General features: G+C 58.8%; 20 protein-coding genes and 1 pseudogene. 3 read left to right on the top strand and 18 right to left on the bottom strand.

The genetic code is table 11. The features are described 5' to 3' along the window. Positions 1 to 62: 62 nt before the first annotated feature. The 11 genes from GPL20_RS11870 to GPL20_RS11820 all read right to left on the bottom strand — a co-directional run bounded on the left by GPL20_RS11870 (position 63) and on the right by GPL20_RS11820 (position 13,611). Positions 63 to 1,319, bottom strand: coding sequence for an amidohydrolase family protein (locus GPL20_RS11870; protein ID WP_157329667.1), 1,257 nt, complete (start codon positions 1,317 to 1,319; stop codon positions 63 to 65). A gap of 77 nt (positions 1,320 to 1,396) precedes the next feature. Beyond that, a complete protein-coding gene (locus GPL20_RS11865) occupies positions 1,397 to 2,092 on the bottom strand; it encodes an ABC transporter ATP-binding protein (protein WP_100233374.1) in 696 nt (231 codons plus the stop codon). Next, positions 2,085 to 2,819: an ABC transporter ATP-binding protein gene (locus GPL20_RS11860; protein WP_100233373.1), complete on the bottom strand. Its 735-nt coding sequence runs from the start codon at positions 2,817 to 2,819 to the stop codon at positions 2,085 to 2,087. Before GPL20_RS11860 ends, GPL20_RS11865 begins: the two co-directional genes overlap by 8 nt. Next, positions 2,806 to 3,816 (bottom strand): branched-chain amino acid ABC transporter permease, encoded by a 1,011-nt coding sequence (locus tag GPL20_RS11855; protein ID WP_100233372.1) that lies wholly within the window; start codon positions 3,814 to 3,816, stop codon positions 2,806 to 2,808. Before GPL20_RS11855 ends, GPL20_RS11860 begins: the two co-directional genes overlap by 14 nt. Before the next feature lie 65 nt (positions 3,817 to 3,881). Beyond that, positions 3,882 to 5,102, bottom strand: coding sequence for a substrate-binding protein (locus GPL20_RS11850; protein WP_157329665.1), 1,221 nt, complete (start codon positions 5,100 to 5,102; stop codon positions 3,882 to 3,884). Continuing rightward, a complete protein-coding gene (locus tag GPL20_RS11845; RefSeq protein ID WP_100233370.1) occupies positions 5,099 to 5,962 on the bottom strand; it encodes a branched-chain amino acid ABC transporter permease in 864 nt (287 codons plus the stop codon). Before GPL20_RS11845 ends, GPL20_RS11850 begins: the two co-directional genes overlap by 4 nt. A gap of 907 nt (positions 5,963 to 6,869) precedes the next feature. Next, complete coding sequence (locus tag GPL20_RS11840; protein WP_157329664.1) at positions 6,870 to 8,639, bottom strand: FAD-dependent oxidoreductase; 1,770 nt, start codon at positions 8,637 to 8,639, stop codon at positions 6,870 to 6,872. Continuing rightward, positions 8,632 to 9,495 carry a phosphoenolpyruvate hydrolase family protein gene (locus GPL20_RS11835; RefSeq protein WP_100233367.1) on the bottom strand — a complete coding sequence of 288 codons (864 nt, stop codon included), beginning with the start codon at positions 9,493 to 9,495 and terminating at the stop codon, positions 8,632 to 8,634. Before GPL20_RS11835 ends, GPL20_RS11840 begins: the two co-directional genes overlap by 8 nt. Continuing rightward, complete coding sequence (locus tag GPL20_RS11830) at positions 9,488 to 10,738, bottom strand: Tm-1-like ATP-binding domain-containing protein (protein ID WP_254124921.1); 1,251 nt, start codon at positions 10,736 to 10,738, stop codon at positions 9,488 to 9,490. The genes GPL20_RS11835 and GPL20_RS11830 overlap by 8 nt, the downstream gene beginning before the upstream one ends. A gap of 1,198 nt (positions 10,739 to 11,936) precedes the next feature. Further along, positions 11,937 to 13,280, bottom strand: a complete 1,344-nt coding sequence (locus tag GPL20_RS11825) for a type II toxin-antitoxin system HipA family toxin (RefSeq protein ID WP_157329663.1) — start codon at positions 13,278 to 13,280, stop codon at positions 11,937 to 11,939. Continuing rightward, positions 13,270 to 13,611, bottom strand: a complete 342-nt coding sequence (locus GPL20_RS11820) for a helix-turn-helix transcriptional regulator (protein ID WP_100233366.1) — start codon at positions 13,609 to 13,611, stop codon at positions 13,270 to 13,272. The genes GPL20_RS11825 and GPL20_RS11820 overlap by 11 nt, the downstream gene beginning before the upstream one ends. Positions 13,612 to 14,078: 467 nt before the next feature. On the opposite strand from GPL20_RS11820, the pseudogene GPL20_RS11815 reads away from it, so the two are divergent. The 3 genes and pseudogenes from GPL20_RS11815 to GPL20_RS11805 all read left to right on the top strand — a co-directional run bounded on the left by GPL20_RS11815 (position 14,079) and on the right by GPL20_RS11805 (position 17,304). Beyond that, positions 14,079 to 15,388 (top strand): annotated as a pseudogene (locus GPL20_RS11815) (DUF2130 domain-containing protein). Between the two features lie 191 nt (positions 15,389 to 15,579). Next, complete coding sequence (locus GPL20_RS11810) at positions 15,580 to 16,023, top strand: hypothetical protein (RefSeq protein WP_157329662.1); 444 nt, start codon at positions 15,580 to 15,582, stop codon at positions 16,021 to 16,023. 729 nt (positions 16,024 to 16,752) lie between these two features. Continuing rightward, a complete protein-coding gene (locus GPL20_RS11805; protein WP_167406915.1) occupies positions 16,753 to 17,304 on the top strand; it encodes a hypothetical protein in 552 nt (183 codons plus the stop codon). Positions 17,305 to 17,308: 4 nt separating this feature from the next. On the opposite strand, the gene GPL20_RS11800 is transcribed toward GPL20_RS11805, so the two are convergent. The 7 genes from GPL20_RS11800 to GPL20_RS11770 form a co-directional block, all read right to left on the bottom strand. After that, positions 17,309 to 18,988: a phosphoenolpyruvate hydrolase family protein gene (locus GPL20_RS11800; protein WP_246250369.1), complete on the bottom strand. Its 1,680-nt coding sequence runs from the start codon at positions 18,986 to 18,988 to the stop codon at positions 17,309 to 17,311. A 132-nt stretch (positions 18,989 to 19,120) separates the two neighbouring features. Continuing rightward, the gene (locus tag GPL20_RS11795) at positions 19,121 to 20,233 is read right to left on the bottom strand and encodes an ABC transporter ATP-binding protein (RefSeq protein ID WP_157329661.1); all 1,113 of its coding nucleotides are present in this window, start codon (positions 20,231 to 20,233) and stop codon (positions 19,121 to 19,123) included. Beyond that, positions 20,233 to 21,060, bottom strand: a complete 828-nt coding sequence (locus tag GPL20_RS11790; protein WP_157329660.1) for an HAD-IIA family hydrolase — start codon at positions 21,058 to 21,060, stop codon at positions 20,233 to 20,235. The genes GPL20_RS11795 and GPL20_RS11790 overlap by 1 nt, the downstream gene beginning before the upstream one ends. After that, positions 21,053 to 21,823: an SDR family NAD(P)-dependent oxidoreductase gene (locus tag GPL20_RS11785; RefSeq protein WP_157329659.1), complete on the bottom strand. Its 771-nt coding sequence runs from the start codon at positions 21,821 to 21,823 to the stop codon at positions 21,053 to 21,055. Before GPL20_RS11785 ends, GPL20_RS11790 begins: the two co-directional genes overlap by 8 nt. Further along, complete coding sequence (locus GPL20_RS11780; protein WP_246250423.1) at positions 21,820 to 22,743, bottom strand: ribokinase; 924 nt, start codon at positions 22,741 to 22,743, stop codon at positions 21,820 to 21,822. The genes GPL20_RS11785 and GPL20_RS11780 overlap by 4 nt, the downstream gene beginning before the upstream one ends. Positions 22,744 to 22,757: 14 nt before the next feature. Beyond that, on the bottom strand, positions 22,758 to 23,561 hold the full coding sequence (locus GPL20_RS11775; protein ID WP_246250366.1) for a carbohydrate ABC transporter permease: 804 nt from the start codon (positions 23,559 to 23,561) through the stop codon (positions 22,758 to 22,760). 67 nt (positions 23,562 to 23,628) lie between these two features. Then, positions 23,629 to 24,591, bottom strand: a complete 963-nt coding sequence (locus GPL20_RS11770; RefSeq protein WP_157329657.1) for a carbohydrate ABC transporter permease — start codon at positions 24,589 to 24,591, stop codon at positions 23,629 to 23,631. Positions 24,592 to 24,619: the final 28 nt, after the last annotated feature.

The raw sequence follows: 24,619 nt of genomic DNA, 5'->3' as shown, positions 1-24,619 counted from the left end.
TTGGGTTTCAATCACCCTCTTCAGCTCATGTTTTGGGTAAAATCGCGTAACGAAGGCAGCATTCAGGACAGTCTGAAAAACTCCTTCGCGTTCTCGCCAAGGATTCTGATTGCCAAGCGCTCTGCGTCTCGCGACCGAAAGTAACCGTTCGCGACTTTTTCGTTCAGAACCTCGCCGATCAACCGGCGCGCGCCCTGTATTGCGGCAAACGTCTCCTCAACGTGAAGACAATCTCCTCCAATCATCATTCGCGATTCATCTGGCAAGACTTCAATGGCTTCGTGGAGGGCGAGCTTGAAATGGGAAGGGCTCAACAGAAAAGACCAGCACAAATCAAGCCAGACATTTCGGTACACAAAGGCCATTCCCAACAGGTCCCGGCTCCATGGATAGGCCAAATGCATCAGCAGAAAGCGGGTCCGAGGATGACGCTCAATCAACCCGGTCATGCGTAGGGGGTGGGAGCCGCTTATGATTGCCGTTCCAAGATGAGTTTGGACTGGCAGGTCGGCCTCGCCTGCGAGTTGGCAAAACAAGTCGACGACAAAGTCGCAGAACGCCTTGCGCGCCGCAGGGGATGGAGATCTTTGTCCCCAAGCCTGCCGAGCCAGTTCCTCATCCGGTTCGTCAAAGCTTAGATTCCGGTCATAGGCGAGTGCGTTTTTGAGCGCAACGTGATTGCGCCGGGCGCAGCCGGCTACGAGCTCACGGATTGCGCCGCAATAATCATCGAAGGTTTTCACCTCTAGGCCGAGGCGCCGCAGCAACGTATGCCCACAATTTCCATTATGGTCGCAAGATTCGGGATGCCAGCCGAGGGCGAATGCGTTAATGCGCAGGACCGCATCGTAACTTTGCCCAAGGACCGGCCGCGGATCCATCAACGGATCGAGAAACGGGTCCGTTACGATCCTTCCGATGGCGGCCCGCCCAATCACTTCACTTGGCCATGTCGCCTCCTTGTGGCGCAAGCGCACTAACGCGTCTACCGCCTCCCAGTTGTCGCGCGTGATTCCAGTGTCGGCGACGCCGTAAAGCTCGGCGACTCCGCGGACGAGGTTACGGACGAATGCGTTCGATCCGCTCCTCTCGAGGAACGGAGCAAGGGCCTCCCAGTTGGTCGGCTCGGTAGGGCTAGATATCACTTCGATCGTCGCCTTGGGCTCGGATGGCAGCACGTGGCTCGTCCAAGCCGCATAGCTCTGTTGGAGCAGTTTCAACAGATTTACGTCCGGGCTGTGTGCGACCTCGGGCATGTGATGTTCATGGACATCGACGACTTGGCACGCATTGACAAAATCGCTGATGGTTTCGGACATGGACCCTCTCTGCTCAGCCATCTCAAGGAACTCGAATGCGCCACCTTCCACCAGGGAGTGGCCGCCGGCGAACGCCTCTACGGCGCCAGATACGTCAACAGCCGCGGGTCGTTGCGCAGCTGTTGCGCCGGGCCCGAAAGCGCGACACGGCCGCGATCGAGCACATAGGCCTGCTCCGCTACACGCATTGCGAGGTCGAGATGTTGCTCGACGATGATGATGGCGATCTCTCCGGCTAGCTCGACCAAGCGCTCGGTGATCTCCTCGATGACGCCGATCCAGACCCCCTCGGTCGGCTCATCCAGCAGGAGGAGTTTCGGGTTTCCGAGGATCGCGCGCCCGATTGCGAGCATCTTGCGCTCGCCACCGGACAGCGTTCCGGCCGGCTGATCGAGGCGCTGGCCGAGTTTCGGAAACATCCTCATCACCCGGTCCACTGCCGATCCATCGCGGTGCAAAAGCGATCCGACGGCGAGATTGTCACGCACGGAGAGGCGCGCGAACACTGAATGCTCTTGCGGCACGTATCCAATGCCGGCCCGCACCCGCACTTCGGTCCGCCGGCCATCGATGTCTTGGCCGTTGAACTGCAGGCAGCCCTTCCATGCCGGCAGTTCGCCCACAATCGCTTTCATGAGCGTGCTCTTTCCGGCGCCGTTGCGGCCGAGGACGGCCACCCCGCCACGCGGCGGGATGGCCATATTGACTCCGAACAAGACTTGGCTACGTCCATAGCCGGCATCGAGATGATTGATATTGAGGAATTCAGGCACGGCGCAAATAAATCTCCTGGACGCTTCTGTTGGCTTGGATCTCGGCAACCGTTCCTGACGCCAGCACCTTGCCCTGATCGAGCACGGTCAGGCGGTCACAGATGTCGCGGATGAAATCCAGGTCGTGCTCCACGATGACGATCGAGCAATGCTGTTTGACCGGCTGCAGCAATTCGCCGGTGACGCGGCGCTCCTCCAGGCTCATGCCGCCGGTGGGCTCGTCCAACAGCAGCAGGCGCGGTCGGCATGCGAGCGCCATCGCGATCTCCAACCATTGCTGCTGCCCGTGAGATAGGGTCGCCGCAGCATCAAAGGCCCGATCGGCGAGCCGGAACTGGAGGAGCAGCGTCATGACCTCCTCGTGCAGTCGTCCACGAGTGCGCGAGAACGCCAGGTCCAGCAGTGACGACTGGGCCTGCAGCGCGAGCAGAATGTTGTCGTAAAGCGTGAGGGGCGGTAGCACGGCGGTGATCTGGAATTTCAGGCTCATGCCGGCCCGCGCACGCTCTGGCGGCGTAAACGAGGTGACGTCAGTGTTGATGAACGTCACCTTGCCTCGGGTCGGCACGAGCGCACCTGCAAGACACTTCATCAGCGTGCTCTTGCCCGAGCCGTTCGGCCCGATGAGGCCATGAAACTCTCTCTCGCCGACGGTGAGCGCCGCTCCATCCAGAGCGGTGAGCTTGCCAAAGACCTTGGAGATGCCGGCGGCTTCAAGGAGCGGCATTGCGCTTCTCCTTGAGGCTCGGGCCGAAATGACCTACACGATCCCGCTCGCCCAACACGAGGCTGATCAAGCCGAGGGGCCGGAACAGAATGACGAGCAACAGCAGAACGCCCAGAATGATCGGCCAAATATCGCGATAGTTGTCGGACAGCCAGAAGCTGAGTCCCTCGACAATCGCCGTGCCGATGACCGCACCGATCAATGTCCCGGAGCCGCCGAACAAGACGTAGAGCACGACCTGAGTCGACATGACCACGCCCAGCATGTTCGTCCAGACGAACCCCTCGTGAAACGCATAAAGGCTACCGGCAGTACCTGCAATCGCGCCGCTGATTGCGAATATGATCGCCTTCAAATGTTGCACTTTGTACCCGAAGAAGGCGATCCGCTGTTCGTTCTCTCGCAATCCCGCCAGCGCGAGGCCGAACTGGGATCGCAACAGAAAGCGCGACAGAAGGTAGATTAAAACTAGAATGGCGAGCACCAGGTAGTAGAAACCAGGGCCCTCGCTCAGTTCGTGCGAGCCAATTGTCATCGGTTGGATCGACGGGATACCGTTCTGACCGCCAAGATAATGTGAACCTCTCGCCAGGCGGTCAGCTGCGTAAGCTCCGGTCATAGTGCCAAGCGAAACGAAGACCACACTGGAGGGGTGACGGCCGAGCAGGAGGAAGCCCGCCAGCAACAATGCGGCCACAAAGCCTATCAGGGTTCCGGCCGGAAGAACGGCAAAGATCGATCCAACCCCGAAATCGCGAGAAAGCAGCGCCACACCGTAGCCGGCCATGCCGAAGAACAGCGACTGACCCAAGCTCAAGATACCCGCATAGCCCCACACCAGATCGAACGATAACGCGAAGAGGCACAGAATGAGCACTCGTGTCGCATAGACAGTGATGTAATCCCGCAAGACGAGAGGTGCGATGGAAGCGGCAATCAGCAATGCTAGTTCGAGAATCGGAAGCACCTTCTTTCGCCCTGCGAAGGCAGATGCCATGAGGGGCGAACGAGCAGCTTCAATGACGCGTGGCGGGGGCTGTATGCCAGTGCCGGTCGATGACATCAGCACTCCTTCGGATCGACCAGGCCGGCGCTGCGCGCGACGATCTCGTACTGGCCGCCCTTCGCCACTCCAATGTACATCTTCATCCTGCAGTGGCGCTTGCCGGGCGCCATCTCGGCAGGCCCGCCCGGCCCTTCCGCAATTTTCGCGTGGTCGAGGGCGGCGGCTACCGCGTCGCGGTCAATTGTACCGGCCTCCTTCACTGCAGCTTCCCACAGCTTCAGTCCTCGATAGGTGCCGGTAGCGGCGCTGCCTGCTGAGAACCGGAACTTGGCAGGGAACTGTTTGTCGTAAGCCGATTGAATCCTGGCGCTCACTGGATCCTCCGCCGCGAGCACCTTGTAGTAGTCGAGGCTGCTCGCAAGCCCTTCAATCTCATGGGCCTGGTTCATTTCCAGAAAGTTTTCGTCGTAATAGACGCAGCCCAGCCGCCCGCCGTTTTTGGAGAATCCGGCTTGGTAGAGCTGTTTGAAGAACGGGCTAACGCCGGGCGGGACAATGGCGTTGAAAACCACGTCTACTTTGTTGGATATGATGCGGTTAACCGTAGAGGAAAAGTCGATCTGATCGAGCGGGTAGTATTCTTCAAAGACGACTTCGCCACCACTGCTCTGGATCACCTTGCGCGCATAGGCGTTAATTGTTTGCGGCCAAACATAATTGGAGCCAGGTAGGGCAAAGCGTTTGCCACCATTTTCGATCAACCAGGGAATGAACTGGTCGCAATTTTGAGCCGGTACCGGCCCGGTGCAGAACAGAGAGGGCGTGCACTCTTTGCCTTCGTAACCTTCCGGATAGATATAGAGCGTTTTGCCGCGAGAGATAATGACGTCCTTGATCGCATTGCGCATCGAACTCGAGATACCGCCGATCACCAAGTCGACCTTGTCTCGCTGAATCAGCTTGCGCACATTTCCCACGGCGACGGATTCGTCGGAGGCAGTATCCTCAATCAGGAGTTCGATCGGGCGTCCCAACAGGCCGCCGGAGTCGTTGATCTCCTTGACCAGCATGCGAGCGACATTGGCGTCGGTGTTGCCGGCAAAGCCGAGTGACCCCGTAAGATCGGTCGCAATGCCGAGCCTAATCGGACCTTCCGCAGCATTTGCCCAGTCCGGGCGAATCACCCAGCTCCCCGGGCCCGCGGCGATGGCCGCGGAAGCGAAGGCAAAATTGCCGAGAAAGCGGCGGCGACTCAGTTGACGGTTGGCGTTGATCATCGGTTGACCCCTCTTCCCGAAATTAAGCCTTGCGGCCGGAACTTGATGAAAATGATGGCGAGCACGAACACCAGAACGTCGGCGATGACCGGCGACATCAGCCAAGGCAACCAGGCACTGAACGTGCCGATGACGCTGGCGCCCGCGACCGGGCCCGCGAAGGACCCGACGCCGCCGACCATCACGGCAACAAAACCCTGGATGAGAAATCGGATGCCGAGATCGGCGAACAGCGAAAAGACCGGCACGATCAGCGCGCCGGCAAGGCCCGCGAGCGCCGCGCCAAACGCAAAGGTGACGCTGTAGATCATGCCCGTGGAGATGCCCGAGGCACGCGCTAGCTGTGGGTTCTCCAGCGAGGCGCGGACTCGTAGGCCGAACGAGGTATGGGCAAGCAGTGCATGGCTCGCGGCCATCACCAGCAAAGTGATTATGACGATGACGCTCCGCCAGGCGGCGAAATGCAGGCCACCGATCATGATAGAGCCACTGATTGGCTCCGGCACGGAGAGATAGAGTCCGCCGGTCAGGCCGCGCACGGCTTCACGAATGATCAGCCCGAGCGCATAGGTGCCAAGCATGGCGACGATTGGAGCGGCGTAGAACCGTCGCACCACGACTTTCTCCAGAACGAAACCAAGCGCGCCGACCGCGACGGGCGCGACAAGCATGCCGAGCGGGACCGGCAAACCGAGGCTGTGCACGAGATAAGTGACGTAGGCGCCCAGCAGGACGAACTCGCCCTGGGCGAAGTTGAAGATACCCATCATGCTGGCAATGATTCCGAGGCCGAGCACGACCAGGACAACGATCGCGCCGAAGCTCAAGATTTCGAACATGGCGATAAGTAGCGTATCCATGCCGCTGCCTCAGATTCCTTGAGATTGCGAGCACATCTTCTTCACCCCGATCGTTTGAAGGGGTGAGCTACTCGTTGAAAACGAAGGGCTGCTGGCACGAGAGCGCTCCTAGAAGGTCATCCCGGCAATGGGAGTTGCAGGCGATGGTGGGCTTCTTGGGCGGCCCGCCTATCGGCGCTTCATTCACGACATGCTGCGCGAGATTGCCTAGAGAAACGTAGGGAGATCTGAGTAATGTTGGGTAATGTTCGCCGGACAACCGACATTGCGCCCGCGTAAAGAGAGCCGCCGGCGGGCCGCGAACGTTCTCACCAGGCCAACTTCAATTCAGCCAAAACGATAGAAGAGCTACCCGCATGTCCTAACCGAGTCGCAGGGGGCGCAAACGCGTTCCGCGGCGAACGATGTCGAACCATTGGAAGAAATCAGGTGAAATGACGCACCACTTGACTATGCCGCAGGCTGTTTGTTCAGTACTGAAAAGCTCATTGCGGCCGAAGCCTGCCTTGCCAACCAGCGGAAATGTAGATTCAATTCGCCCCGCAAACGTGTTTTACAAGGTTTGAAGCAACTTGTCGGACGCCGGAGGCGTGTCATTATACTCTTCTAGCCGCCTGACGACGGCGCATGACAACCCGCTTCGGTCGGCGAACTCCTTCACCGACCAGTTCAGCATCACCGGGGCCTCGCAACTGCCTCCCGGTGAGCGTTCATACGGGCCGACGGTTGCGACGATCTTGGCGTGGCGTGAGCGGCGCATCGTGCCCCTCCAGTTCATGAGATCATAGTTGCATGAAGCCCGGCAGGGCTCATAACGTGTTTATAGCGGTGCTGGTTGGCCATGCGCACTCTCGCTTTACTCTGGTCCGTCGTCGCGGGGGAGCAGGAGAGAACATTCGACTTACGCTCATGATGCCGCCGCGGGCTGCTCCTGTCGCGCCGACCGCACGATGCTGTGGACCGCGCGGTAGGCGAACACGATCGCCGGGCCGATTGTAATGCCTGCCCCAGGATAGATTCCACGCATCGGCGAGGTCATGTCATTGCCGCAGGCATAAAGACCTGCGATCGGCGCCCCATTTCCATTCAGGACCTGTCCCTCTGCATCTGTTGAGAGGCCGGTCGCCGTCCCAAGGGTTGCCGGGACAATTGGGAGTGCGATGAATGGGCCGCTCTTGATAGGCCCAAGGTTCGGGTTTTTCTTTCCGACCGCCGGATCTCCCAGCGTGCGGTTGAAAGCCGATTCACCCCGGTTGAAGAGCGGATCGCATCCTTCAGCTGCGTGGGCATTGTGTTCTTCAACGGTCTTTTGGAGCTCGTTGGGGTCGAGCCCCAATTCCGCTGCAAGCTCCGCAATAGTCCGGCCGATCTCGATGTAGCCCAACCGGGCATACTTGTTGATACTCAATGTCCATGGCCAGGGGAGCAGATGTCCCATGCCCCTGAGGCGAACGAATTCCTTGTCGCAGATGAAATAGAACCGCTTGTCCGCCGGATAACCGTTGTTGAACATGGCAAGGCAGATATCATGATACGAATTGGATTCATTGACGAAGCGCTTGGCATTTGGCCCCACCGCGATGACGCCTGGGCGGCCACGATCGAGCCAGCCGTACGGGACCACTTGCAAGGAGCGGCCGTTCCTGAGGATCGAGACGGGCGTCCAGAAGCCGCTCGATGCAACGTCATTATCGATCGCAGCTCCGAGCTTGCCTGCGAGCGCAATACCATCGCCGGTGACATCGCTGTGGGCGAGCGTATCATTGTGTTGGTGGGCTCCGCTGAGCTGGGCGCGTAATTTCCCGTTCCGCGCAAAGCCACCGGTTGCCAGGATCACTCCGTGCGAGGCGCGGACGCGGAGATCTCTGCCATCCCGCTTGAGGAGTGCGCCAGTAACTCTCCCTCCCTCCCTCGTCAGATCTACCGCCGGGCAGCGTGGCCGGATTTCAACGCCATATCTACGAAGGCTTACCAATAACCGCGCAATCAGCGCATTCCCGCCACTGAGTTCAGTGCCCCTCCTGTAGCGCAGCCGGTCGCCTGCGTAGCGGCTGACCCGGCGCAGGACGTGTTTGAGCGAGGCAGCCGACTGGAAGGGGTTGAGGAAACTTCTGACCTCGCCGGACGAAATCATCATGCCGCCGAGCACGACGCGAATCGGATCACCTATCAGGTCGAAATCCTTGCCGAGAAGCCGTCCGTCGTAAGGAGCTGGGCTCAGCGCCCGCCCCTTGTCGACCCCGCCGATTTGGCTGGAATGATAATCTGGAGCGGAGGCCAGCGTGAACTTCACTTCGCTCCCATTCTCCAAGCTGGCGAGCGCCGTTGGGCCGTCTTCAAGATAAGCGTCCACGAACTCGGGGCGATAGTAATTGCAAAGTTCGTGTTGCAGATAGGTCTTCGCTTTCGCAATCGAATCATCGATTTTCGCGGCTCGGGCCTGTATTGAGCATGGAACCCAGATCATGCCGTTCGACAGGGCGGTCGTGCCACCGAGCCGGTCAGACTTCTCGCACACCGTCACGCGAAGCCCGGCCTTTGCCGCATAGAGCGCTGCGGACAGTCCGGCCGCGCCGCTACCGATCACTAGCACGTCCGTCTCCAAATCGTGCGTTGGCTTGCTTGCTTTGGAGAAGGAAGCGGCATTGGGTTTCAATTCGGCGACTGGGCTATTCATTCGTGCCTCGGTGCAGATTCTGCAGTGGATGCTGACGCTCTCGCGTGAGCGGAACGGCTTTGAATTCTTCGGCAGCAGCCTTCACCGCCCGCTCGATCGGGATCCGTTCGATGGAGGAGGCGCCAACGAATCCGACACATCCGGTCGATCGGTAGACTTCCGAGGTATCCTGGGGTTCAGCGATTGCCCCCCCATGGCAGAGAAGGGTGACGTCCGGGCGGACGGCTTGAGCTGCAGCATTGATGTCGTTGATGCGCCTGATGGCCTCTTCAATCGACTGTCCCTCCTCATGCCCCACAAGGCCGCCGCGCGTTGCGCCGACATGTGGGACGATGCAGTCGGCTCCCGCCGTTGCCATCGCTTTGGCGTCGTGCGGGCTTGCGACGTAGGCGAGCGAGAAGATGTTCTTCTTGCGAGCGGCCGCGATCATCTCAACTTCACGCTCAAAGCCGAGCCCGACGCGGCCTCGACGCTCACGCCATTTCTCACCCATCGTTGAAATGGTCGGGTAGTTGATCACGCCGGAGAAGCCGGCAGCCCAGAACTTGTCCAGAAGATCATCGAGGTCGAGCCGGAGGGGATCCCACGCCTCGACACCGCCTATAACAGGAACGGAGGAGACGACATTGCGGATATCCGCCGCCAGCTCAAGCGTCCGCGCATTGGAATCGCCGATCCGGCTCGTCGGCAGCCCCATCAACCGCGATAACCCAGTACTGTAGACCACGAGCATGTCAGCCCCGCCCAGAGCTGCGCATTTTGCGACGAGCCCGCAACTGCTCGCCGCGGCAAGCACTGCCTTTCCCGCCTCAACTTGAGCTGTGATCTTTGCGAGTATTTCGGGCCGATCAAACATCCGCACGCGAGGACCCTCCTGGTGTCAGTCGTTCAACGATCCACGATGCGGCCGCGTCCGCAAATTCCGGATCGTTGATGTGACAATCCAGCTCGCGAGCGATGATCGAGGGCGGGAGGCTTTGCCTGACAGCGTCAAACCAGGCTCTATCGGCTTCGGGATTTCGAAAGATTCCACCGTCCCGGTCATAGTCAGACACCCCCTTTGCCGGCCACAACACGAGGGCGGGCGCCTTTGCTTGCGAGAGGCGCTCTGCTGTGAGCTTGCCTATGCGCTCGTTCTCCGAGGCGGTCGTGCGCATGAGCGTCGTGAAGGGGGTATGCGAATAGAACTGGCGCCCCTTGAACTCGGCAGGCACGCTCGAGGGAGGGCCAAAGTTCACCATGTCGACAGCTCCCGGCGCGATAAGCTGAGGAATCATGCGGTGAGAAGCTGCTTTGAGCCGATCCGGACCTGCACCGGCCGTGCCGCCGACCAGCTCGTCAGCGAGCTCGGTTGTGGTCAAATCGATCACCGCATCGAACTCACCGGCGGACACGAGCTGCTCCATCTTGCGGCCCCCAGCGCCATTGGCCGGAAAGACAATCGCGTCGACGCCTGCCTCTGCCAGCCGCGCTACACAGCGATTTGCCGCCGGCGTCGTGACCCCAAAGGCAGTGATCGCAACAGTCTTTCTCTTCCGCCGCTCTCGAGCAGGCACATAGCGCATCGCCGCAATGGCGCGCCCTGCATTGTCCAGAACGCGTTCGGTGAACGCGTTGATTCCGAACAGATCGATCAGGGTCGGATAGAGGATGATGTCATGGTGGAGGGCGAGTTCGGCCAGGAGGGCTGGTCTCGCGCTGCTCACCAGCAGCTTTGGGAATCCATACGGCAAATCCGATACAACTTCACCGAAGACTGCGCTACCTTTGCCGCCCGCCACTCCGACGGCGGCGTCGATCGCACCGGATCGCAGGAGCTCCTTGACTTCTTCACGCGCGCCCGCGGCTATTTCTCGTAAGAGCTCAGCGGGTGCAGCCACCCGTTCATCGCTGCTATCCGCCTCGCTTCTGCACCTTCTGTTTGATGTGCCTACATCAATCGTAAGAGTCTTGCGGCCCCACTGTTCGATGACGCGCGCGAGATAAGCGCTTTCGCGGCCCTTTGTGTCCAAGGTTGCGATAATCGCGACCTTGCCCGTAAGATCGGAGGCGTGACCATCCCGGACCGACCTCACGTCGCCCTCGCAATGGTGAGACACGATCTTCCTCCTAGACGTTTCTGGACATTTGGAGGTCTAGATCGAAGTAAAATGGCTCATAAGCCCGGATACGAGCGCAACTGGGTAAAGTTGGGTAGGTGCCAAGCAGCCATATGAGCAGCGGCCGCTTCGCGGAGAACTCGAAATCCCAAACAATTAGATTCTGAGACTGTCAGGGCTCGTCCAACGCGATCCAATGTAACCCATTGAAACGGTCCCTTAATTGACGCCGCCTCCAGGCTCGTCTTAAACAGAACAGGAACGATCAAGCCAATCTTGGTGCAAAAATTTCCCGCGGGAGACCGCGCGCCGAACCCCGGAGCCGGAATCCCATGTCCCGCTTCACCGCACGATTGTCGCCCCAAGGGACTGAACGCTTCGAGGTCAAGGCCGACGTGCAAGGGGCTAGCGATCCGAGTAACGGCTTCGGCAGGAAGAGCAGGCCGCGCGCAACCGCTTCGAGGAAGTGAAGGCCCGTGCCGATGCTACGGCAGCGGGCCACTTGACGGCAGCTTTGCCGGAGTTTTTCGCGCTAGGAAACGGCACGGCTCGTGGACTATTGCTGGAAAGGATGATCGGTTGCAGCGGCTGTCCTCCGATATGCTTCTTCAGTCGAAGGACAGCAGTCCCAGCTTTGATGCTTCAGGGTCGCCTTAGACCAACTGGGCGCTGCCCTGTCCGCTTCATAGCTGGGAGTGCTCGTGCTTCGTTTCCGCGGGCTAGCAAATAAGTTGAATACCGCCTGCTCGGTTATTACCCGCGAAGCAGGAACGCGTACTCAAAGGCATCGAAAGGTCTTGCGTCGCGTCTGACTGGAAAGCCGACGCAGCCTGCGTCTTCCCTCGTCCGTCGCGTTTTGGTTGATTCGAGGCTTTCGAATAGGCGTGTGGCTATCTCGTATGGCAATGGAAAGGCAGCGATCTGAACGACGCGCATCTCGGCAGCGTGGCTGCCTATGCCGATGTCACCTAAACCTATGAGGCGTTTCGAGCTAGAAGCAAGCTACCGATCCTGGCGCAGTTGGTCCGACGCGTCGAAAAAGCTGGCCGCTATTCAGATATCATCAGGCATCTGCGGCGTTCCTCCGGCCACGCTCAGGACTAGCGACCTAGATGTCTCGTCCACTGTCGGTTGGCGCCTTCTGGCGGCCGCCTGATGAGCGCGCGATCATCGCGCTTCGGCAGATTTCCCGTTCGCTTTAACGCGGACGGGTCGTTGGCAGCTCTTCGGCGTCGTCGGTTGCGATCGTCGGATCCGCCAAATCGTAACCGAAGCCTTCGTAAACGAACGCGCTACGGATCAATTCGCAGTCACGCTCGCTGACGCCAACCTGTCGGCAGACCCTATACCAGGACTCCCCAATGATCGCTTTCATGCCGTCGACGATTGCCGTTGCCTCTTCTTTTGATAAGAGGAAACGTTCACTCTGCGAGAGCAAATTGAGCCGGTTGGCGTAACGCCCCCAGTTGCCGAACGCCATCGCCAGGTCCCGGCGCTCCAAGGCAATCATCGGGTTCGGGGTGAGGTCGTATGCCGGTGACAGAGACCACGCTTGGTCCTTTGCCAAGATGGCATGGTTACGTGGATGATCGTCGGTATTGGAGATGAGAGCGTTGAAGCACACCCGCCGAAACAGCTCTGGCAGATCTTTCGACTGACTTCCGGATGCGGCTCGCCGAATTTCGTCAGCCAGCAGGAGATATGACCATTTTTGACGCTTATCGACAGTATCAGGCGTGTCATCGGCATCGAGCAGCGTCAAGGCGCTCACCATCCTGCTGCGGTGGTAACCCTTCTCCGTCTTATTCCGATCGAACCGTTGAATCAGGACGACATCTTTATCGCCGATCGTGGTCATCTGGCTCTCTGCGCACGAGATCCCGCACCCGCGAGCAAGGGTCAGCATGGCGTGCTCGACCCGAGGGTTATTCCATCGATCGTCGCGGTGGGGGAATTTCGCGAGCCAAAGCGCACCCTCGTCCTCGACAGTGGCCTTCGGCCGCGCGCCCCCCATCGAAGTGCCCGCGCGCATCAACGCCTCTGCCTGTTCAGCGTCAGCACCTGCTGGTGCTGCTGCTGCTGGATCCTTCTCGGCGGCAACGATCTGGTCGGCTACTTCGATTAAACGCGCCAAGTCCAGCGTCTTGTTGAACGTACGAACAGGTGCCGGCGGTTGCACGTTGAGACCAAAGCCCAAGGCGCCGGCGCGATCGTCGGGTGAATTGAGCAGATATTGAATTTCGCTCGGCGACGGATTGCCCAGACGAGTTTCCATCAGCTTGCGTCCCCAGGCGTCCGGAGAGCTGTCGCGCAACGCGCCAAAATTGCCCCGCAGCTTCGTTGTTCTGAATGGCGGAACTTGAATCTTGAGCTCGACCGGATCGAACTCGACGCGATCCTTTCGCTCGAGGTAGCTGCGGCCATAGACGAATTGTCCAACGGCGGCACCTTGGCGTGTCGTGTCGAGCTGATACCGCCCGGCCGTAACCGGTTCTGTCTGGCCTGGCAGCGTGATATAGACGAAACATTCCTCAGAAGGCATTGCTTGGTCCCCCCCCCTGTCGCGCACGCTCGCGCTCATCGAGGCCGCTTAGAGCGAGCCCCTCCTCATCGTTCTTCGGGTTGGCAACGTCGGCAAGAGACGGGAGAAGATTCATTGCCCACAGCATGCCGAGATACACCCCGGCACTGGTGCTCAATTTCCCGTTCTCAGCATCGGCGATGACGTGCCGATCTACGCCCAGCTTAGTTGCCAGCTCTGTATGGCTCAGGTTGCGGCGCAGGCGCGCGGTCCGGAGGTTGTTGCCCAAGCGCTTGATCGCCTCCTGAACGGCAGAGGGTGGTGCGCTGATAAACTTACTGCGAGGAGGCATGGCGTCTTAAGGCTCCCTTAAAAGGCTTATTGGCGCCTTATGGCACCGAGGGGGTATAGCACCGCTCGCTGGGCGATGTCAACTACTTGGCGCCTTAAGCTACCGCAAAGCCACATATTGGCGCCTTAACACGCCAGTAATTCCATAGAGGCTGAGAATTTACCGTGTGCACTTGTGCCTCAACATGGGCCCGCTGATCCCGATCCCGACATGCATCAGATGGGAAACAAATTGACGGCGGCCTCGCGAGTACATAACAGGAACATCGAAGACTGCCCTTTCAATCTCGCTCAATGCGGCAAAGCCAGTTCTTTGCCAAAGAGCGGGCGATTTCTGCCCGGCTCAAAAGTGCGGATTGCGTGGAAAAGGGCGGCGACCGGCGAACAGCATGTAGACATCGCCGCCGCAGACGGCCCAATCGCACTTGGATCGATTTTCAATCCAGACCGGTCGGAATGGGGAAGTTCATGAACTTTAAAGCAATCGCAGCCGGCGCTTCAACTGAACCGACCCTGCAATGCCCCAACTGCAATCACGAGATCCACCTGACGGAATCATTGGCTGCTCCGCTGCTCGCGGAAACGCGTCAGCGCTTTCAGGAACAGCTGGCGAGCAAGGACGCCGAGTTGGCTCGAAAAGTCGAGGCGCTGCGGCTGGAACGCGAGCAACTTACGAGGGAACGCGAGCAACTTGAAGATCGGGTCGCACAACGATTGGCGATAGAGAGGGCGCAACTTGCCGCTAGCGAGGGAAGGAAGGCGCGCGAGGCGGCTGCCGCTGAGCTACAAGCGAAGGAAGCGGAGGCTGCAGAGCTAAGGGCCAGCTTGGCCAACAACAACCTCAAGCTGGCCGAGGCCCAGAAGCAACAAGCCGAGTTGATGCGACAGCAACGAGCGCTCGAAGAGGAAAAGCGGGAGCTCGACTTAACCATAGAAAAACGCGTGCACGCATCCATCGGGGAAATCCAGACTAAGGCAAGGCAGGATGCCGACGAAGCCGCGCGCTTGCGCGTTGCGGAAAAGGACCAAACAATCGAATCCATGGCCCGCACGATCGAAGAGTTGAAGCGCAAGGCCGAGCAAGGTTCGCAACAGTCGCAAGGTGAGGTTCTCGAACTTGAGCTGGAGGAGTTGCTCCGGGGAAGGTTTCCCACAGATCTGATTGAGCCTGTCGGCAAGGGTGAGCTCGGTGCCGACGTGATGCAGCAGGTGAACGGCTCGATCAGTCAGCCCGCCGGCATCATCCTATGGGAGTCGAAGCGGACTAAGGCCTGGAGCGACGGCTGGCTTGCAAAACTTCGCGATGATCAACGCCGCTGTGGCGCGGACGTGGCGCTTATCGTCTCACTGGCTCTACCGAAGCATGTAGAGCATTTCGATCTCATCGACGGCATCTGGGTTGCTCATCCGCGATGTGCGCTCCCGGTTGCAGTGGCTCTCCGCCAGGGACTTATCGACGTCAACAGTTCGCGCATGGTTCAACAGGGACAGCAGACCAAGATGGAGCAGGTCTACCAATACCTGACCGGCACAAAATTCCGCCAGCGGGTGGATGCCGTGGTCGAGAAGTTTAACGATATGCGCGAGGATTTGGATAAGGAGCGCAAATTCTTGGGAAGGCAGTGGGCCAAGCGCGAAACGCAAATATTGGCCGTGATCGAATCGACCGTCGGCATGGTTGGTGACAAGCGATTGCCGGCAAGGCGATGCCGGAGATTCCCAGTCTAGAGGTCCCAATGTTGGAAGCCGCAGGCGAACCTGACTGGAAAGTAGGATAAGCATATCTATCCCCGCCATTCGCCTTAGTCGAACGGAGAGTTGGGCGTGCCCCAAAACAACCGCATGAACAGGTACCACATTGCTTTAACACCCGAAGAACAAGAGCTTTGATTGATCTTCGGATGACTTGCCCGTTGCGATCGATCCACACGCAGTCTACCGAAGCAATCGCGTACCGATTTTGGCGCTGATGAAATCTCTCATCGATCGTGGGGCGATACCTCAGCATCGCGTCAGTTTTTTCACGGATCCCAAGTACAAGCCAGGTCGCCTGAAGGGGTCTCGGCAAAGCCTCTTCGAAAGAAACGGCACCAGAGGTGAAGAGATCTTCGAGCACCCTCGCTTCAAGCCGTATCTTAGACATCTTCTGCACGGATGCGAATTACCGACCGGGGCAATTTCCGAATTCGAACGGGAAGTCGACAACCCCGAGTGGGTCAGCGGGAGCGATGGGATCGATCTTGCGAAGAAGGCGATCGCAATTTGCCGACGGCACCGCATTCCCGAGCACGAAGCCGTCGAACAATTTTTCAAGCTCACGCTGGATATGGGAATAAGTTTCTCTCAGGCGAACACGATACTTGTCGGTTGCGCAAGGATTCGATTGCACGGCGAAGGTCGGTTAACCCATTGAACTTACACACATGGTAGGCTCATTGGGGGATATTAGCGTCCGAGGTCCTTAGCCAGCCAAGAGCGTGCCGGGGCCTGCCGCATCATCGAAAGAATCGCTCGCGATGGAGCGACCTGACGGGGCCCTCTGCGTTTCGATGAAGGCGCCCGATGAGGTACAGCAGTTCCGAAACAAAGTCATTGAGCGCCACCGTGTGGATTGGAAGCCGCCTCCCATGAACCGACCGGGGCAAGCGTGGCTGGCGGATATTTGATGAATGTAGGCTCCGGCATGGTCGCGAGCCGTCCAATTCCGCGACACCAGTTTTCTCGCGCGGCGAGGCGCGGTCCGAGTCAAAAAGATGCCGCTGCCGGAGTTTCCAGCAGCGGCGCCAGTCAGGGAGGAAGCAGACGAGCCGGTCTGCTAGCGGATCCGTAGGGCGCAGATAGCTCGCCCGAATTTCTTACCCGAGACGCTTCACGGCCGTCTTTCACCGCGAGCCGAGCTCGCTCAGTACCCTGCAGCAAATCGCATCCGGCACTCAGGACGGCGCGGAGAGCCCAGTTAAGCAGCCAGGAGGAACGGCGCCGACCATTCATTCCGATAACGATCGACGTCGTGGTCTAGACCTGGATGAAGCGGCGTGTAAGATCGGCGGAAGCATCAATTGGGTAGGGTTGGGTAGAAACCGTGAGAGCCAATGTTTTAGGTCGCCTTGCCGCAAGTCTCTCCTCGTCTCGCGGTGATCAGATGACGATCTATGCGCCGTCACTGCGGACCCTTCCACAGAACGCCATGCTAGTCATGGCCACGCTTCCCGTCATCGACTGGAACGACTGTCTCCTGCGGGACCTGCAAGCGGGACTCAAAGTGCCCCCTTCCTGCTATGCAGCGATCGTCATGATCGACCCGTTTGCATGCTGGGAAGATCTTGGTGATTTGTTGAAAGATGCAAGGATGACCGGAGTGACGAACTTTCCGCCGGCCTCCATGATTGAACGGACACCGGCAGGAGTGCCGCTAGATCGCGGTCAGGAACTTGAATTTCGCCGTATGGAGTGGTTTGCAAGCCGAGGGTTCAAAGTCCTGTTTGTCGCGGCGGACGAGGCAAAGATGACAGCAGCGGAGCAACGGCTAGGTTCGCAGCTGGATGGGTCCGTCTATCTGCGACCCGAGGCACTTGCACTGCCGATTGGATCGGACATCGGGCTCGTAAGCCTTGGCTCTCATGGATCGTCGTCGGTACCGAAGTTCTCCCTGGAGCAGGCCGCCACGGCCAAGCAGCCGCTCCGACGGGCATGAGGCCTTATTCGAGGATCCGCAGTTTCTTGATTTTGTTGTAGAGGGTTTTGCGCGAAAGCCCGAGAGAGCGAGCAGTCTTGCCGCGGTGAAGCCGGTTTCTCTTCAGGCCCTCGATAATCCAGTCTCGCTCCGACAGCGTGGCCGCGGGCCGTGCGCCTGAAGGTGGCTCCAACAACGGCTTTAGCACCATTCCCGTGATGTGACTTGATGGCAGGGTCACGAGCTGGTTCACGATCTGCCGCAACTCGCGCAAATTGCCTGGCCAATCGTGCCCGGCGAGCGCAAGGAATGCAGAGTTTTCTATCGTGAGCGTCTGGGCGCTGGAATCTCCTTTGGCTTCGACGGTGAAGTGTTGAACGAGTTGCGGCAGATCTTCAAGCCTGTCGGGTAGCGAAGGTAATTGGACATCCAGCCCGGTAAAAAGGTCGAGAAGCCGCGCGCCCAGAACCGTTTCAAGCCCAGCGCCTCGGGCCACCGTCGCGGTCGCAATGATCCGGGCGTGGGAACGCATGACAGTGCCCCCGTTCAGAGGGGTAAACCCGCCTGTCTCCAGGTAATCGGCGAGGCGTTCCTGGCCTTCGCGCGAAAGCTGGTCAACATGCAGCAGCAAGACGGCGCCGTCGCTCGACGCCTCCAGGAGCGACAATTGGCGTCTGCCACTCTCAAGGCGCTCGGCGCCGAAAAACGGGCCGAGTGTATCCATCGCCGGACCTGGTCGGCAATGAAACAGCGTTGCCTTGGCGTGCCTGCGGTCGCTGAACGCGTGAATGAGGTTTGCTATTCTACGCTTGCCGGAGCCGACCTCTCCCCAGATGAGGACTGGGCTTGGGGTTGCGGCAAGGCGTTTGGTCATCTCCAGGACGCGCTTCATTGCCGAGGACTGCGCGATCACGCCGTGCCTGAAGCCACTCAACTGCAGCTTCCTTTCGAGCAGATCCACCTTCTCGCGCAACAGGTGGATGGTCTTGAAGCCCGACGTCACCTCGAGGACCGACATCTCCAGAGGCACGCGGTCTAGCGAAGAGCCTCCGATGAACCCCTGGATTCCGGTTTCGCGGCAGATGTCCAAGAGCTCGTCTGGCTTTGTGATCGGGCCGCCCCCAAGCAAGCAGATGGTGCTCTTGTTGACGGATTGAGCTACGCGCGCAACGGCATTCGTACGCGCTGCAAGTTCAGACATGCTGATCGACGGATCGGGTCCGCTTTCAACCGCGCGATTTAGATTGAAGTTGATGCAAATGGCCTCGGCGCCGGCTTCGACCATTCGACGCGCTTCAGATTGACTGCGCGTATAGGCAATCGTCATCAGGCCGCGTTTTGCAGCCTTCACAAGGAGCTCGATCTCTCGGGAATAGCCAAGGCCCGACTTCTCCAGCAACGACCTGCGGTCATCATCGATGTGTATGACCGAAGGAAAGTTGGTCACGCCAGCAAATCCCCATTTGATGATCCGGTCGAGCCATCGATCCAGATCAAGCTCGGGGTCGAATGTACAGGTGCCGAAGAAGACCGGCAGCTTCGTATTTGGCAGGATCTCGGTCCGTCCGAACCCCGCTACGAACTCGTTACTATTGCGGATTGGAAGAATGGAGGCGGGCGAGGCCCCGCCCATGGCACGAAAACGGCCAGCATTGAGTGCGAGCACAAAATCGGCGCCCGCCCGCTCCGCGGCCCTGGCCGTCATGCCCGATCCGATGCCGGCACCAAGGACAAACGAGCGGGAATTCCGGAAGAACTGCCTGATTCCTGCTCCCTTCACCTCAGTGGTCCGCGTGTCGATCCTGAGCCGGCATCATCGCACGGCTCGACGTCAAGACTAGCTCCAAGTCGCAGGTGCTTGCAACCGCCGTACCGCCTTTCCGTTGCTCATGAACAAGTGGCAATCGGCTGGAGCGGCGGTCAGGCCGAGCTTTTCGGCGCTTTTGCGCGAGCCGGATTTTGGGGCCCTGGCGACGACCGTTTCGTCTCCAACGTTACCGTAGATGTACGTGACGCTACCGAGATGCTCAACGAAATCCACGTCGAGTCCAATGGAGATCTCCTGCTGGTTGGGTGCCGGCGAGGAGAAGTCATCCGGGCGGATTCCGACAGTGACCGGCTTACCAACTAGCATTTGGTCCGGCTGGACCAGAACGGAGATCGTAGAACCTGCCTCCAGTCGGACGTCAAGGCCATGCTCGTGAGCTGCCTCGACCTTGCCGCCCAGGAAGTTCATCTTCGGCGAGCCGATGAATCCTGCCACAAAACGTGAGGCGGGATTGTGATATAGATCGTGGGGGCTGCCGACCTGTTCGATGTTGCCGTCCTTGAGGACGACAATCTTGTCGGCCATGGTCATCGCCTCGACCTGATCATGCGTCACATAGATCATGGTATTTCCGAGCTGCTTGTGGAGCTTGGCGATTTGGACCCGCATTTGCACGCGCAACTCGGTGTCCAGGTTGGACAGGGGCTCATCGAACAAGAACACTTTTGGCTCGCGCATGATGGCGCGCCCGATTGCGACGCGCTGGCGTTGCCCGCCTGAAAGTTGTCGAGGCTTGCGATCCAATAGATGGTCGATCTGCAATAGTGACGCTGTTTTGGCTATCTTGGCGACGATCTCAGCTTTCGAGGCTTTGGCCATGCGCAGGGGAAAGGCCAGGTTCTCTCTCACCGTCATATGCGGATAGAGAGCGTAACTCTGAAAGACCATGCCGAGGTTGCGATCGGCCGCATCGATGTCGTTGACGAGCTCATTGTCGATGAGGAGCCGCCCACCGCTGATGGGCTCGAGCCCGCCAATCATGCGCAGAAGGGTGGATTTGCCTGACCCGGACGGACCAACGAAGACGACAAATTCGCCGTGATCGATGGTTAGGTCGATATTACGCAGGATCTCGATAGTCCCGTAGACCTTCCTGAGGCCCTCCAGGCGAACGTTGGCCATTATGCCCTCCTCTGTCGCACCTCGGCCGCGCGAGCAGCACTTACCTCAATTTCGCGCAAGCTCGATACGATGAAGTCGGGGGCCATCAAGAGTGGATCCTGACGCATCGGCACGCCGGTTGTGACAAGCACCGTGGCAAGACCCGCCCTCTTTCCGGCTTGAATATCCGTAGGAACTTGGTCTCCGATCATAATGGTCGAAGCGCGGTTCGTGCCGAGGCGTGAGAGCGCTGTCTCGATCATCGACACTTGCGGCTTTCCGGCGATCGAAGGCTGCACTTGCGTGGCGGCAGCCACAGCTGCAATCGTCGCGCCAGCCCCAGGTTCAAACCCGCTGACCGTCGGCAGCAGAAGATCGGGATTGGTTCCGATGAAGACAGCGCCATTGAGGATCGCCTCAACGGCAATTCGCATCTTCTCGTGCGTGATATCCCGGTCAAGCCCCATCACAACGGCTTCGGGCGTTCGGTCAGTGACCTCCAGCCCAACATCGCGCATGGCCTTGACAAGCGAGGGAGCCCCGATGACATAGATTCGCGTCAAGTGCGGATAATTCGCTCGAATGAGTTCTGCGGCGGTGATGGCGCTTGTAACGACCTCTGACGGTGCGATGGAAAGACCAAATCCTCTCAGCTTGCGGACGACGTCCTCCGGGGTATGCGTGGAATTGTTCGTCACAAAACAGAACGGCAGGCCGGCTTTCTGCCATCGCGTAAATGCTTCTATGGCATCCGCCATTGCGGTGCTGCCACGATAGACGACGCCATCCAGATCGGAGATAATCCCTTCTATCGGCGGCCAGTTGACGTTGGAGCCGGTGCTAACCATTCATCAGCATCCCGCCGTTCACATGGACAATCTGTCCGGTCATGTAGGAAGCAGCGGGGCTCGCCAGGAACACCGCGAGCCCTGCGATATCTTCAGGCAATCCGACCCGGCCCAGCGGAATTCGGCCACTGTGGCGCGCTTCGGTCTCCTCCCGCGGACGCCCGTGCATGGGTGTATCGATAATCCCGGGTGCGATCGCGTTGACGTTGATCTTGAGCGGAGCACATTCATAAGCGAGCAGCTTTGTCACGTCGTGCACGATGGCCTTTGACAAGCAATAATCAGCGCCGCCCGCCTGGTAGTTGAAAACCGCGCCTTGAGATGACAACGAGGACCCGACATTGACGATGCGGCCGCCTTTGCTCTTCATGAAGCGCTCGATCGTTTGCTTGGCACAGCGAAGCACCGCGACGGAGTTGATCCGTATGGTTTTCTCGATTCTATCGGCATCGCCGGTTAGAAGCGGCTGAGCCGATTTAATTCCGGCGTTGTTGATCAGGACATCGAGCCTGCCGAAGCGCTTGGCGATCTCATCAAGCACCCTACCGACATCGTCTTCTCGAGACACGTCCATGCTCATGGGCAGGATGCCATTGCCGTGCGGCAAGCGCGTCAGAATGTCCCGGAGATTTTCCACATTTAGGTCGGTTGCCAGGACGTTCGCACCGCCTTGACGAAAAGCATTGGCAATGGCTGAGCCAATCCCCCCACCCGCACCGGTCACGAGCACGGTCCTGTCTGCAACTGAGAACTTTTCGGTCATTCCAACTCCAAGATCGTTTGAGAATTCAGAAATTCGTCGACGGCCCAACCGCTGGGCATCGAGCTTTGGGCGCCGCGTCGCGTCACACATAACGCGGCAACCGCGAGCGCCTTTTTGATCGCTTCTCTTATCGGCAACCGGTGGGCAAGAGAGGCTGCGAAGGCTCCATTAAAGGCATCGCCCGCCGCGGTCGTATCAACGACCTTCACTGGAAATGCCCGTAGCGCAAAAGACGCGCTGGCATCAGCGTAGTAGGCCCCCTGCGCACCAAGCGTGATCAGGGCGGCTCTTGGTCCGAGATCGAGAAGCTTTCCGGCCGCATGAGCGGCGCTGTCGAAGTCGTGCACCTCGACACCGGTGAGCTCGAACGCTTCCGTCTGGTTTGGAGTGACGAAATCAACACTCCTCCACGCCGCCGCGGACAGGCCCGCCCTCACGGGGGCCGGATTGAAAATGAGATCGAATCCTTTGACGCTCTTCATTGCAAAGAGATGATTGAGCGCGACGACCGGCATGCCCATCTCGGCGACGACGATTGCGTCCCGCTCAATGAATTCGGCCGCCTTTTCGACCATGCTTGGTGTGACATTTGCATTGGCGCCCGGGTCTATGACGATCATGTTGGAGCCGTCGTCACCGACAAGGACGAGAGCAGAACCCGATATCTCCCCTGGGCACACCGCTATGGCATCGAGACGGACGCCTGCCTCACGCAGCGCTTGCAGCAATGATCGACCAGCGTCGTCATCGCCAAGTCGGGTGTAGAAGCTCGGCCGAAGGCCCAATCGAGCGGCGGCGACCGCCTGATTGGCGCCCTTGCCTCCCGCATTCCGCTTCAAGCTTCCCATCAAGCTTTCACCCGGCGTTGGAATCCGCTCGACGTTGAAGCAGAGGTCGAGATTTGTCGTGCCGAAGAACATCAATGGTCTGGGGCTCATTTCACGGCCCCGAAGGTAAGACCACGTTCGAGATGACGCTGGCCAAGGATGATCAGGACGACCGGCACAATCATGGTCACCACCAGACCCGCAGCCATCACCGGATAGAACTGAACGCCCGGATTGAGCAGCTTGAGCAGGGCGACGGTGACTGGTGCTTTCGTCGAACTGAGGATCAGGCCGAGCGCGAAGTTGTGCCACGCGAGCAGGAAGATAAGCAAAGAAGCGCCTATCAAGCCGGGCTTTAGAAGCGGAAGAACGATGTGCCAGACAACCCGGATTGGCTTTGCGCCATCCATGGCGGCCGCCTCCTCAATGTCCTTTGGGATGTCCTCGATATATGAACGGCTCAACCAAATGATCATTGGCAGCGTGACGACTTGATAGACCCAGATCATACCGAAATAGGTGTCGTAAAGGCCGACTGTCTGAAACACGCTGAACAGCGGTATGACGACAAGGAGAGCTGGCGCGAAGCGGAAGCCCAGAATGAAGAATGCGATGTCCTCCTTCATAGGGATATCACGCCTCGCCAGGACGTAGCCTGCCGGTACCCCGGCAACGAGCGATACGAGCACCGCACCAAGCGAGATCACGACGCTATTGGTGACCGGGGTCAGGAAATCAACCTTGATGGTGCCGTAGCTTGTTGCCCCGGCCTGGGCGGCATCGAACAAAACGCGGAAGTTTTCAAATTTGGAGTGAAGATAAAGCGCGGCGGCCAGGTCATGACCTCGGCCTGCTGCTTCAGCGACATCATCACGATCCAGACCAACGGAAATGTCAGGATCAGCGTACAAGCAACAACCAGCAGATTAAGGAACAAGCTTGCAGGCGTTGAGCGATTGAAACGCATGTCAGCCTCCTCTAGCTTACGCGGTGCCGGACCAACCGCCACAATCTCACCATGACAAAGGTCCCGAGAAGCACAACCATCCAATTGACAACCATGAGCGCGGCACCACGCCCGAAGGCGAGATTTTGAAAGGCCGTGATGTAGGCGCGAACCGAGAGCACGGAAGTACTGTCGCCCGGCCCCCCCTGGGTTGTTCCGAAGATGATATCAAACTGATTGAGCGATTCGATCAGCCGAAATACCGCGGCGATCAGGATGTACGGTGCAATGAGCGGAAGCTCGATATGGAGGAACGTTGCCCAACCCCGCGCGCCATTGACCCGCGCGGCTTCTCTGACCTCATCGTTGATGCCCTGCAAGCCGGCGAAGATGATTAGCGCAAAAAATGGTGTGTAAGTCCATATGTCGATGAGAACCAGCGAGCACATCGCCGTGCTGGCATCCGAAATCCATGCGAACCGACCGATCCCAATGAGCGAAAGCAAATAGTTCAGGATCCCATTCTGCGGATCCATCATTGTGGTCCACATCAAGGCGACGCTCATTGGCGGCAGAACCAGGGGAAGGAGAATGACGGGCCGCATCAGCCGGGTAAGGAACACCCCACTTGCGAACAATTTGGCGAGCGCAAGGCCAAAGAGCGCTTCGGCGAGCACGGCGGAGCAGGCATACGCCATAGTTGCCCGCACGCTATTCCAGAAATCTTGGGTCTTGATTACCATTTCATAGTTGGTGAATCCAATGAAGCGAACCACGGGACGGCCAAACTTGAGATCGGTCAGCGATTGAAAGACCCCATAGAAAAACAGAAAAAGAAATCCAAGCAGGATGATGATTGCGGGGGCAATCGCAGCGAGGCTCCACCAGTCAAGAGCATTCTGCTCGGCCTTTTGCGCCTGCTCGTTTTTGGACGAGGCCAGCTGGTCTGCCGATGATTGTAGCGTCCCGATTGCGTCGATGCCTTGAAGGTCCATCGTCCATCGCTCACTTCTCAAAAGATAC

The organism is Bradyrhizobium cajani (assembly GCF_009759665.1).
Lineage (GTDB): Bacteria > Pseudomonadota > Alphaproteobacteria > Rhizobiales > Xanthobacteraceae > Bradyrhizobium > Bradyrhizobium cajani.
The sequence above is the reverse complement of the archived record's forward strand: the minus strand, read 5'-3'. Positions and strand labels throughout refer to the sequence as shown.

Coding starts and splice junctions, on each gene's coding strand:
- GPL20_RS11870 (WP_157329667.1), bottom strand. CDS start 1,319: ATGTCCGAAACCATCAGCGATTTTGTCAATGCGTGCCAAGTCGTCGAT.
- GPL20_RS11860 (WP_100233373.1), bottom strand. CDS start 2,819: ATGCCGCTCCTTGAAGCCGCCGGCATCTCCAAGGTCTTTGGCAAGCTC.
- GPL20_RS11855 (WP_100233372.1), bottom strand. CDS start 3,816: ATGGCATCTGCCTTCGCAGGGCGAAAGAAGGTGCTTCCGATTCTCGAA.
- GPL20_RS11850 (WP_157329665.1), bottom strand. CDS start 5,102: ATGATCAACGCCAACCGTCAACTGAGTCGCCGCCGCTTTCTCGGCAAT.
- GPL20_RS11845 (WP_100233370.1), bottom strand. CDS start 5,962: ATGGATACGCTACTTATCGCCATGTTCGAAATCTTGAGCTTCGGCGCG.
- GPL20_RS11840 (WP_157329664.1), bottom strand. CDS start 8,639: ATGAATAGCCCAGTCGCCGAATTGAAACCCAATGCCGCTTCCTTCTCC.
- GPL20_RS11835 (WP_100233367.1), bottom strand. CDS start 9,495: ATGTTTGATCGGCCCGAAATACTCGCAAAGATCACAGCTCAAGTTGAG.
- GPL20_RS11825 (WP_157329663.1), bottom strand. CDS start 13,280: ATGCCTTCTGAGGAATGTTTCGTCTATATCACGCTGCCAGGCCAGACA.
- GPL20_RS11820 (WP_100233366.1), bottom strand. CDS start 13,611: ATGCCTCCTCGCAGTAAGTTTATCAGCGCACCACCCTCTGCCGTTCAG.
- GPL20_RS11810 (WP_157329662.1), top strand. CDS start 15,580: ATGAAATCTCTCATCGATCGTGGGGCGATACCTCAGCATCGCGTCAGT.
- GPL20_RS11805 (WP_167406915.1), top strand. CDS start 16,753: ATGACGATCTATGCGCCGTCACTGCGGACCCTTCCACAGAACGCCATG.
- GPL20_RS11800 (WP_246250369.1), bottom strand. CDS start 18,988: ATGACGGCCAGGGCCGCGGAGCGGGCGGGCGCCGATTTTGTGCTCGCA.
- GPL20_RS11795 (WP_157329661.1), bottom strand. CDS start 20,233: ATGGCCAACGTTCGCCTGGAGGGCCTCAGGAAGGTCTACGGGACTATC.
- GPL20_RS11790 (WP_157329660.1), bottom strand. CDS start 21,060: ATGGTTAGCACCGGCTCCAACGTCAACTGGCCGCCGATAGAAGGGATT.
- GPL20_RS11785 (WP_157329659.1), bottom strand. CDS start 21,823: ATGACCGAAAAGTTCTCAGTTGCAGACAGGACCGTGCTCGTGACCGGT.
- GPL20_RS11780 (WP_246250423.1), bottom strand. CDS start 22,743: ATGTTCTTCGGCACGACAAATCTCGACCTCTGCTTCAACGTCGAGCGG.
- GPL20_RS11770 (WP_157329657.1), bottom strand. CDS start 24,591: ATGGACCTTCAAGGCATCGACGCAATCGGGACGCTACAATCATCGGCA.